Source organism: Streptomyces sp. NRRL WC-3549 (assembly GCF_000721935.1).
GTDB lineage: Bacteria > Actinomycetota > Actinomycetes > Streptomycetales > Streptomycetaceae > Streptomyces.
Window position 1 is genome coordinate 6986 of record NZ_KL585434.1, and the last position, 10205, is coordinate 17190.

The 10205-nt window shown below is 71.0% G+C and carries 9 protein-coding genes and 1 riboswitch; of the genes, 6 read left to right on the forward strand and 3 right to left on the reverse strand.

Features of this window, described 5'->3' with window-relative positions; all coding sequences use genetic code 11:
* The 4 genes from IH13_RS0131225 to IH13_RS0131240 form a co-directional block, all read left to right on the forward strand.
* On the forward strand, positions 1 to 723 hold a 723-nt coding region (locus tag IH13_RS0131225), incomplete at its 5' end, for a transcriptional regulator FtsR (RefSeq protein ID WP_063837519.1).
* A 53-nt stretch (positions 724 to 776) separates the two neighbouring features.
* Positions 777 to 1250, forward strand: coding sequence for a bifunctional nuclease family protein (locus tag IH13_RS0131230; RefSeq protein ID WP_014044725.1), 474 nt, complete (start codon positions 777 to 779; stop codon positions 1248 to 1250).
* Positions 1251 to 1408: 158 nt separating this feature from the next.
* A complete protein-coding gene (locus tag IH13_RS0131235) occupies positions 1409 to 2026 on the forward strand; it encodes a MerR family transcriptional regulator (RefSeq protein WP_031089595.1) in 618 nt (205 codons plus the stop codon).
* Between the two features lie 72 nt (positions 2027 to 2098).
* On the forward strand, positions 2099 to 3652 hold the full coding sequence (locus tag IH13_RS0131240) for a DNA polymerase IV (RefSeq protein WP_082317778.1): 1554 nt from the start codon (positions 2099 to 2101) through the stop codon (positions 3650 to 3652).
* Here the strand turns inward: IH13_RS0131240 and IH13_RS0131245 are convergent.
* A complete protein-coding gene (locus IH13_RS0131245) occupies positions 3574 to 3945 on the reverse strand; it encodes a PRC-barrel domain-containing protein (protein WP_037842980.1) in 372 nt (123 codons plus the stop codon). The genes IH13_RS0131240 and IH13_RS0131245 overlap by 79 nt on opposite strands.
* A 133-nt stretch (positions 3946 to 4078) precedes the next feature.
* Positions 4079 to 4175, forward strand: a riboswitch (glycine riboswitch).
* Positions 4176 to 4369: 194 nt separating this feature from the next.
* On the opposite strand from IH13_RS0131245, the gene gcvP reads away from it, so the two are divergent.
* A complete protein-coding gene (gene gcvP / locus IH13_RS0131250; RefSeq protein WP_031089601.1) occupies positions 4370 to 7255 on the forward strand; it encodes an aminomethyl-transferring glycine dehydrogenase in 2886 nt (961 codons plus the stop codon).
* 81 nt (positions 7256 to 7336) lie between these two features.
* Here the strand turns inward: gcvP and IH13_RS0131255 are convergent, their stop codons facing one another.
* Both IH13_RS0131255 and IH13_RS0131260 read right to left on the reverse strand, forming a co-directional pair.
* Positions 7337 to 7543 (reverse strand): DUF5999 family protein, encoded by a 207-nt coding sequence (locus IH13_RS0131255; protein WP_031089610.1) that lies wholly within the window; start codon positions 7541 to 7543, stop codon positions 7337 to 7339.
* 297 nt (positions 7544 to 7840) lie between these two features.
* The gene (locus IH13_RS0131260) at positions 7841 to 8455 is read right to left on the reverse strand and encodes a hypothetical protein (RefSeq protein ID WP_031089612.1); all 615 of its coding nucleotides are present in this window, start codon (positions 8453 to 8455) and stop codon (positions 7841 to 7843) included.
* Between the two features lie 492 nt (positions 8456 to 8947).
* Here IH13_RS0131260 and IH13_RS39015 point away from each other — a divergent pair.
* The coding region (locus IH13_RS39015) for a glutamate-cysteine ligase family protein (protein ID WP_031089614.1) at positions 8948 to 10205 on the forward strand (1258 nt) is incomplete at its 3' end.

Sequence of the window (10205 nt, forward strand, 5' to 3'; positions counted from 1 at the left end):
GGCGGTGCCGGTCACGGCACCGCCGCCGCGGACGAGCGCGCCATGAGCATCGGCACCGTGCTGCTGCGGCTACGCGACGAGTTCCCCGAAGTCACCATCTCCAAGATCCGTTTCCTGGAGGCCGAGGGGCTCGTGGAGCCGCAGCGCACACCCGCCGGGTACCGCAAGTTCAGCCCGGCGGACGTCGACCGGCTGGCACAGGTGCTGCGCATGCAGCGGGACCACTACCTCCCGCTCAAGGTCATCCGGGAGCACCTGGACGCCCTCGCCCGCGGCGAACGCGTACCGCTCACCCCGGCCGGACAGGCGGAGATCGCCGAGGGCGTCTGGGACCAGGACCGTGGAGAGCCCACCGCCGCCCGGATCGGCCGCTCGGAGCTCCTCGCCACCGCGGAGGTCTCCGAGGACCAGCTCACGGAGTGGGAGTCGTACGGACTGATCTCGCCCGGTCCCGGAGGCAGCTACGAGGCCGAGGCGGTGACCGTGGCGCGGCTCGTGGCCGAGCTGGGCCGGTTCGGCCTGGAGCCCCGGCACCTGCGGGCCGTCCGGGCGGCGGCCGAGCGTGAGGCCGGGCTGGTCGAACAGGTGGTGGCGCCGCTGCGCCGGCACCGGAACCCGCAGACCAGAGCCCATGCCGAGGCCACCGCGAAGGAGCTCGCCGAGCTGTCCGTGCGGCTCCACGCCGCACTGGTCCAGTCGGCTCTGAAGGTGCGCTTCCACTGACCGCGGAGGAGCCCGACTATCCAAACACCGCGGGCACGTCCTAGGGTTGGTGTGTGAACGAGCTCGACGTTGTGGGTGTCCGGGTGGAAATGCCTTCCAACCAGCCGATCGTGCTCCTGCGTGAAGTGGGAGGCGACCGGTACCTCCCGATCTGGATCGGCCCTGGTGAAGCGACCGCGATCGCCTTCGCCCAGCAGGGCATGGCCCCGGCCAGGCCGCTGACCCATGATCTCTTCAAGGATGTGCTCGAGGCCGTGGGCCAGGAGCTCACCGAGGTCCGCATCACGGACCTCAGAGAAGGGGTCTTCTACGCGGAGCTGGTCTTCGCCAGCGGGGTCGAGGTGAGCGCCAGGCCCTCCGACGCCATAGCGCTCGCCCTGCGCACCGGCACGCCGATCTACGGCAGTGACGGAGTGCTGGACGACGCGGGTATCGCCATCCCGGACGAGCAGGAGGACGAGGTGGAGAAGTTCCGCGAGTTCCTCGACCAGATCTCGCCCGAGGACTTCGACACCAACAGCCAGTGACCGCGGCGCCGAGCGCATCCGAGAAGCCGTTCCCCGCGACGGGTCACGGGAAACCACCCTCCGGGTGATTATCACTCGGCGTGCCGAGTGTGGCGATCGTTGACGCACCCGTGGTGACTGCCTACCTTCGAGATGGCAGGTCAAGGACGGAGGTCGGCGTGAGAAGCAGCGGCGACGGTACGGCTGCGGGTGGGTTGTACCGGCAGCACGGCAGTGCGGCCGACCAGACCATCAGACAGCCGGTCAAACCGGCGGTCGTGGTGGCGGACGGTGTGACAACGGCGGACGGCATCGGCTACCGGGGGCCCACGGCGTGCGCGGCGGCCGGGATCACCTACCGGCAGCTGGACTACTGGGCGCGTACGGGGCTCGTCGAGCCGAGTGTGCGGCCGGCGTACGGGTCGGGGACGCAGCGCCTCTACAGTTTTCGGGACGTGGTCCTCCTCAAGATCGTCAAGCGGTTCCTGGACACAGGCGTCGCTCTGCAGAACATCCGCACCACGGTGCAGCACCTCCGGGCGCGCGGGTTCACGGACCTGGAGCGGATGACCCTCATGAGCGACGGGGCGACGGTCTACGAGTGTTCCTCGCCCGACGAGGTGGTGAGCCTCCTCCAGGGCGGCCAGGGGATCTTCGGGATCGCCGTCGGTGTCGTCTGGCGGGACGTGGACGCGGCCCTCTCCCAGCTGCACGGTGAGCGGGTCGACACGGGGGAGACGCTGATCGGCCACAACCCCACCGACGAACTGGCGCGGCGGCGTAACCGCGCGGGCTGAGCGTGTGTTCCCGGCGCGTCGACGGCGCCGGGCACGGCCCGGTTGTCAGTGGCGTAGGGCAGCATCGGTGGTGTGAGAGCAGCGCCCACCATCCTGCATCTGGACATGGATGCCTTCTACGCCTCTGCGGAGCAGGCGGCGAAGCCCAGTCTGCGCGGCAAGCCGGTGGTGGTGGGCGGTCTGGGCATGCGCGGAGTGGTCGCCACGGCCTCGTACGAGGCCCGGCGGTTCGGTGTGCACTCGGCGATGCCCATGGCGCAGGCGCGGCGCCTGGCTCCCAACGCCGCCTATCTGGTGCCCCGCTTCTCGCTCTACCGGTCGGTCAGCGACCAGGTGATGGAGCTGCTGGGGCGGCTGTCCCCGCTGGTGGAGCCCCTGAGCCTCGACGAGGCGTTCGTCGACCTCGAGGCCGGAGGGGTCGCGGACGACTCGCGGTCCGCCCGAGCGATCGGTGAGCAGCTGCGGCTCGTGATCCGGGCCGTCACCGGCCTCAGCGGGTCCGTCGGCCTGGCCGGTTCCAAGATGCTGGCCAAGATCGCCTCGGAGGAGGCGAAGCCGGACGGCCTCCTCCTCATCGAGCCGGGGACCGAGCGCGAGCTCCTCGCGCCGATGTCCGTACGCATCCTGCCTGGGGTCGGGCCGGCCACCGGCGACCATCTCAGACGCGCCGGGATGACCGTGGTCCACGACCTGGTCGAGGCGGGCGAGGCGGAGCTCGTACGCCTGCTGGGCCGGGCGCACGGCACCGCGCTGCACCGCATGGCCCTGGGGTACGACGACCGGCCGGTCGTCGCCGAGCGTGACGCGAAGTCCGTGTCGGTGGAGGACACCTTCGATGTGGACCTGCACGACCGCGTGCGGGTCCGTACGGAGGTCGAGCGGCTCGCCGACCGCTGTGTGCAGCGCCTGAGGGGAGCGGGACGGTCGGGGCGCACGGTCGTACTGAAGGTGCGCCGCTACGACTTCTCGACCCTGACCCGCTCCGAGACCCTGCGCGGCCCGACCGACGACCCCGTGGTGGTCAGAGAGGCGGCGGCCCGGCTGCTGGAGGCCGTCGACACCACCGGGGGCGTGCGGCTGCTGGGCGTCGGCGTCACGGGGCTGGCGGACTTCACCCAGGAGGACCTCTTCGCGCAGGCGGTCGAGGCGAGACAGACGGCAGACGCGAGACAGACAGCAGACGCGAACCTGGCGGCGGACGCGGGGCGGGCGGACGACGGGACGCAGGCGGCCGACGCGGAACGGACAACCGTCAACGGGCCGGACGCCGAGGCTCCGGTGGCCGTCGGCGATAGGACCCCGGGGCACGTGGCCGACGAGCCGGCTCCGGGGGACGGAGACGGAGTGTCCGCCCGGAGATGGTCCGCCGGGCACGACGTACGACACGCGGTCCACGGGCACGGCTGGGTACAGGGCAGCGGGGTCGGGCGGGTGACCGTGCGGTTCGAGGAGCCGGGTTCACCGCCCGGCCGGGTACGGACGTTCCGCGTCGGCGACCCGCAGCTGCAACCGTCCGACCCGCTGCCGCTGGTGCCCGAACCGGTGGACTACTCCTCGTGGCCGGCCAGCTTGCCGAAGTCCCTGTCCGGGGCGGTGCCCGAGGGGGCGGCGGAGTCCAGCCCGTAGTGGCGGTAGAGCTGCAGCTCCTGCTCCGGGGAGAGGTGGCGGCCGACACCGAAATCGGGCGCTTCCTTGATCAGGGCCCGGTCGAACGGGACCTGCAGCCGGCCGTCGACGAACAGGCTCGGCTCCAGCGGGACGAACGCGTCCCGGGTGAAGAGGCCGGTACGGACGGCGGCCCACTCGGGCACGCCGGTGGCATCGTCGAGGTAGACCTCGTCCACCGTCCCGATCTTCGCGCCTGTACGGTCGAAGGCCTTGCGGCCGATCAGGCTGCGCGGATCGATGTCGGTCTGCACGGTGCCTCCCACTGGTCGCAACAACATCGGCGTGGTCGCAACTGCACCCACAGGCTCTACGAAAGGCCAGAACCGGGGGATCGGCCACTCGAGACGGTCGACGCCGGCCCGCTGGTAGGCTGGAGGCGGCTGCCGACCCCGTGCGGGAGAGTCCTCCGGGCAGCGTCCGGAGGCGCCGAAGGAGCAACTCCTCCCCGGAATCTCTCAGGCCCCCGTACCGCACGGACGAAGCCACTCTGGAAAGCAGGGCGGGATCCGGACCGGCGAACTGACGGGACGAGCCCGGCCTCACCGACGGTGAAAACCGGAGCGTCGCGAGACGGGCCGGTGAAGCTCTCAGGTCGAGATGACAGAGGGGGAGGCCGTTCGGGCCGCCACGCCGTGGTGCCCCTCGCAGGTCGTGACAGACCAGGAGGCCTCCATCATGACCCCCCGTCGCACTCCGCTCTCCCAACTGGAGCAGGGCATCCCCTTCGAGCAGCGCCACATCGGTCCTGACGCCGAGGCCCAGGCGAAAATGCTCGCGCAGATCGGCTACGGCTCCCTCGACGAGCTCACCGCCGCCGCGGTGCCCGACGTGATCAAGAGCGCCGAGGCGCTGGATCTTCCGGACGCGCGCACGGAGGCCGAGGTCCTGGCGGAGCTGCGCCGCCTCGCCGACCGCAACGAGGTGCTGACCCCGATGATCGGGCTCGGCTACTACGGCACGTTCACCCCGCCCGTCATCCTGCGCAACGTCATGGAGAACCCGGCGTGGTACACGGCCTACACGCCGTACCAGCCGGAGATCTCCCAGGGGCGGCTCGAGGCCCTGCTGAACTTCCAGACCGTCGTGGCCGACCTCACCGGGCTGCCCACCTCCGGTGCCTCCCTCCTCGACGAGGGCACCGCCGCCGCCGAGGCCATGGCCCTGGCCCGGCGGGTGGGCAAGGTGAAGGACGGCGTCTTCCTGGTCGACGCCGACACCCTGCCGCAGACCGTCGCGGTGCTCCGGACCCGTGCCGAACCGACCGGTGTCGAGGTGGTCGTCGCCGACCTCAGCGCCGGCATCCCCGCCGAGGCGGCCGAGCGCGGTGTCTTCGGTGTGCTGCTGCAGTACCCGGGAGCCTCGGGTGCCGTCCGCGACATCAAGCCGGTCATCGACGAGGCCCACGGCCTGGGTGCGATCGTCACCGTCGCCGCCGACCTGCTGGCGCTGACCCTGCTCACCTCGCCCGGCGAGCTGGGGGCCGACGTCGCGGTCGGCACCACGCAGCGCTTCGGTGTGCCCATGGGCTTCGGCGGGCCGCACGCGGGCTTCATGGCGGTACGCGAGAAGTTCGCGCGCAGCCTGCCCGGGCGCCTCGTCGGGGTCTCCGTCGACGCGGACGGCAACAAGGCCTACCGGCTCGCCCTGCAGACCCGCGAGCAGCACATCCGCCGTGAGAAGGCCACCAGCAACATCTGCACCGCACAGGTGCTGCTGGCCGTCATGGCCGGGATGTACGCCGTGTACCACGGACCCGAGGGCCTGCGGACGATCGCCCGGCGTACGCACCGCTACGCCGCGATCCTCGCCGAGGGGCTGCGGGGAGCGGGCGCCGACGTCGTACACGGCTCCTACTTCGACACGCTCACCGTGCGCGTCCCCGGCGGTGCCGCGGACGTGGTGGCGGGTGCCCGGGAGCGCGGGGTCAACCTGCGGCTGGTCGACGCCGACCACGTCTCCGTGGCGTGCGACGAGACCACCACCCGCGCCCACGTCGCCGCGGTCTGGGCGGCCTTCGGGGCTGCCGGCGACATCGAGGCGCTCGACGCCGAGAGCGCGGACGCGCTGCCCTCGGACCTGCTGCGCGCGGACGAGGTGCTCACCCACCCGGTCTTCCACCGGTACCGGTCCGAGACCGCGATGCTGCGCTACCTGCGCCGGCTCGCCGACCGCGACTACGCGCTGGACCGCGGCATGATCCCGCTCGGCTCCTGCACCATGAAGCTGAACGCCACGGCCGAGATGGAGTCGATCACCTGGCCCGAGTTCGGTGCGCTGCACCCCTTCGCGCCCGCCGAGCAGGCCCAGGGCTTCCTCACCCTGATCCGGGAGCTGGAGGAGCGGCTGGCCGAGGTCACCGGCTACGACGCGGTGTCCCTCCAGCCGAACGCGGGCTCGCAGGGCGAGTTCGCCGGGCTCCTGGCCGTACGCGCGTACCACCGGGCCAACGGCGAGGAGGGGCGAACCGTCTGCCTCATCCCCTCGTCGGCGCACGGCACCAACGCGGCGAGCGCCGTGATGGCCGGGATGAAGGTCGTCGTCGTGAAGACCGCGGACGACGGCGAGGTCGACATCGCGGACCTCCGCGCCAAGATCGAGAAGCACCGTGACGAGCTCGCCGTCCTGATGATCACCTACCCCTCCACGCACGGGGTCTTCGAGGAGCACGTCGCCGACATCTGCGGAGAGGTGCACGACGCCGGCGGCCAGGTGTACGTGGACGGGGCGAACCTCAACGCCCTGGTCGGCCTCGCCCGGCCCGGCAAGTTCGGCGGCGACGTCTCGCACCTGAACCTGCACAAGACCTTCTGCATCCCCCACGGCGGCGGCGGCCCGGGCGTCGGACCGGTCGGCGTCCGCGCCCACCTGGCCCCGTACCTGCCCAACCATCCGCTCCAGCCCGCCGCGGGACCGGACACCGGTGTCGGCCCGATCTCGGCCGCCCCCTGGGGTTCGGCCGGCATCCTGCCCATCTCCTGGGCGTACGTGCGCCTCATGGGCGGCGAAGGGCTGAAGCGGGCGACGCAGGTGGCCGTCCTGGCCGCCAACTACATCGCCAAGCGCCTGGAACCGCACTTCCCGATCCTGTACACCGGCCCGGCCGGACTCGTCGCGCACGAGTGCATCGTCGACCTGCGACCGATCTCCAAGGCGACCGGCGTCAGCATCGACGACGTCGCCAAGCGGCTGATCGACTACGGGTTCCACTCGCCGACGATGTCGTTCCCGGTGGCCGGAACGCTGATGATCGAGCCCACCGAGAGCGAGGACCTCGCGGAGCTCGACCGGTTCTGCGACACGATGATCGCCATTCGGGGCGAGATCGAGAAGGTCGCCTCGGGCACCTGGAGCGCGGACGACAACCCGCTGCGCAACGCCCCGCACACCGCGGCCGCGCTCGGTGGCGCGTGGGAGCACCCGTACAGCCGTGAGGAGGCGGTCTTCCCGGCCGGCGTCCTGGCGTCGGACAAGTACTGGCCGCCGGTCCGCCGGATCGACGGTGCCTTCGGCGACCGCAACCTGGTGTGCTCCTGCCCGCCGCTGGACGCGTACGACCGGTAGGGGCGACGCGGGCACACGCGTGGGGCCGGAGCGGACTTCTGTCCGGGCCGGCCCCTTCTCCTTCCGCCGGGCCCGGCGGACTCAGGCCGCCTTCAGCACCTGACCGGCGCCCGGCGTCCGGTGCGGGGCGATGATCTGGCCGTCCGGAAGCAGCTCACCGGTGTCCTCGAAGAGCAGGACGCCGTTGCACAGGAGGCTCCAGCCCTGCTCCGGGTGGTGCGCCGTCAGGCGCGCCGCCTCCCGGTCGTTGGAGTCGGCGGTCGGGCAGGGTGGCTGGTGCTGGCACATGGGTGGGTTCTTTCGCTGCGTCGAGTCGAGTGTGCTGCGTGGTGACGATGCGTGCATGGCCGCCCCCGTATCACGTCGGTCGACTACCAGTGTTGCCCGACGGGCGTCGTTCCGCAGCGATTTGGCCCCAGCCCCCGTTCCCCTTCCCGGACGCGTCACCCGGCCGGACGGTTCTCGGCAACTGCCCCGTCACTTCGGGTGGTTCGGGGTGACCGGACCGGGCTAGTCCGGACGGAGCGCGCGCCCCCGCCGGGGAACCGGCGGGGGCGCGTGGTGGAGACGGAGCGGCAGCGGTGGTCAGGCAGGGGAACCGAGCAGCCCGGAGACGCCCGGGAGGCCGGGGAGCCGGGGCGGACCGACACGCAGTGACATGACCGGCAGCAGGGCGGCGACGCGGTGCGGACGGTGGGCGGTGATGCCGGTGGGCGCGGGGGAGAGCGGCACCAGGACATCGGTCGGGGCGAGAGCCCCGCCCGCCGCGTCGTCCTCCGTGTCCTCGTGCAGCCACAGCGTGAGCATGTAGAGCTCCGGCACCGACAACAGGCGCGCCTGATAGGGCGTCGTCGCCGACTCCGCCTGGCTGACGGCGAGTTCGGTCGAGGCCAGGTAGGGGCCCTCGAAGAAGTGGGAGAAGGTCCAGCCGTCGGCGGTGAGTACGCTGTCCGCGGCGGCGACGGTGCGTTCGCCGTCGCGCACCAGGAAGCGCCAGCCCGCGAGGCGGGTGGTCGGTACCGCCTCGGTCGGGACGATCCGGTCGAGCACATGGACGGGGAGCGGCAGTTCCAGGCTCAGCGGTCCCTGGACGGACCGGAGAGCGGGTGTGTGGGCCTCGCGGACTGCGGTGGGAGAACCGAGTGCCGCGAGAACGCTGCGCAGTGCGGGCGCGGGGGCCGGGGAAACAAGCAGCGGCATAGTGGGTCGCCTCTCACTTGGGAGACACGGTGGTGCGTGGGCGGGTGCAGACGGCGGTGTCGGCGTGGCGGGGCCAGAGGAAGGCCGGTGACGGGCGGACGGGCCGGTGCGTCAACTCTCTCTGCCCCGTGCGCAGAGTTTATACGACAAATGTTCACATGAAGTTTCGGCTAGCTGACCCGGGTATTGCCCGCAAGGCGGTTTCGAGTCCTTGAATTGCGGCTTTCCTGTCGATTCGGGACGCCGGCCGGGCCCTTCGCCAGCCATTTTCCCTATGCAGCGGTCGGCCGAAAAACGCTGGTGATTCCCCTGCGGTCGCGCGTCCTGAACTGCATATGCGGCATGCCGTTGGAATGTGCCTGGGGCCGCTCTGTCCAGACTACTGGGTACCGACCTGGCGTGGAGGCGTTACGGATCACTTCCTCGGGGCATTATCGACCGTGATAAGAGCGGCCTGTGCCGCGGGCCGTCCACTCGAGGAGGGACCCTTCGATGGGTGAGAAGGTCGTGGCGGGCACCTTTGACCTGTCCGATCGGCAGGAGTACCGCACGAAGCTCACCCGATGTCTGGAGGGGCTGGAGCGGCTCCTGGCGGACCAGCGGTTCGACCGGCCCAGGAATCTCATGGGTCTGGAGATCGAGCTGAATCTGGCGGGCTCGGACGGCATGCCGAGGATGCGGAATGCGGAGGTGCTCCAGCGCATCGCCAGCCGAGATTTCCAGACGGAGCTGGGGATGTTCAATCTGGAGGTGAACATTCTCCCGCACCGGCTCAGCGGCCGGGTATTCGACCAGCTCGCCGAGGAGCTGCGGACCGGGCTCGCATATGCCCACCGCAAAGCCGCGGAGGTCGACGCCGGGATCATGATGATCGGCATCCTGCCGACGCTCGGCCGCCACGACGTGGTCTCCGCGAACCTGTCGGACGTGGACCGGTACACCCTCCTCAACGACCAAATGGCCGCGGCCCGCGGTGAGGATTTCGTCCTCGATATCGAAGGCGTGGAGCGGCTGGTCGCCACCTCTTCCTCCATTGCCCCCGAATCGGCCTGCACATCCGTCCAGTTGCATCTGCAGGTGACGCCGGAGCGATTCGCCGACGTGTGGAACGCGGCCCAGTCGGTCGCCGCGGTCCAGATCGCCCTCGGCGCCAACTCGCCGTTCCTGTTCGGCAAGGAGTTGTGGCGGGAGTCCAGGCCGCCGCTGTTCCAGCAGGCCACGGACGTGAGGCCGCCCGAGATCAGGAACCAGGGGGTGCGCCCCCGGACCTGGTTCGGGGAGCGGTGGGTCCGCTCGGCGTACGAGCTCTTCGAGGAGAACGTGCGCTACTACCCGCCGTTGCTGCCCATCTGTGACGACGAGGACCCGCTCCAGGTGCTCGGCGAGGGAGGCGTGCCCAGCCTGGCCGAGCTCGTCCTGCACAACGGCACCATCTACCGGTGGAACCGGCCGGTGTACGGGCTCGCCGACGGCGTCCCCCATCTGCGGGTGGAGAACAGGGTGCTGCCCGCCGGGCCCACGGTCGTCGACGTGATCGCCAACGCCGCCTTCTACTACGGCCTGGTGCGCGCGCTGGCCGACGAGCCGCGGCCGGTGTGGACCAGGCTGCCCTTCGAGGCCGCCGCGGAGAACTTCGACACCGCGTGCCGCCACGGCATCGACGCCGAACTGCTGTGGCCGCGCCCGGGACGGTCGGGCGGGATCACGAAGGTGCCCGCGGTCAAGCTGGTGCGGGACGAACTGCTGCCGC

Bases quoted from the DNA above. Each gene is read 5' to 3' on its own strand.
- IH13_RS0131255 (WP_031089610.1), bottom strand. From the start codon at position 7,543: ATGTGCCAGCACCAGCCACCCTGCCCGACCGCCGACTCCAACGACCGG.
- IH13_RS0131260 (WP_031089612.1), bottom strand. From the start codon at position 8,455: ATGCCGCTGCTTGTTTCCCCGGCCCCCGCGCCCGCACTGCGCAGCGTT.
- gcvP (WP_031089601.1), top strand. From the start codon at position 4,370: ATGACCCCCCGTCGCACTCCGCTCTCCCAACTGGAGCAGGGCATCCCC.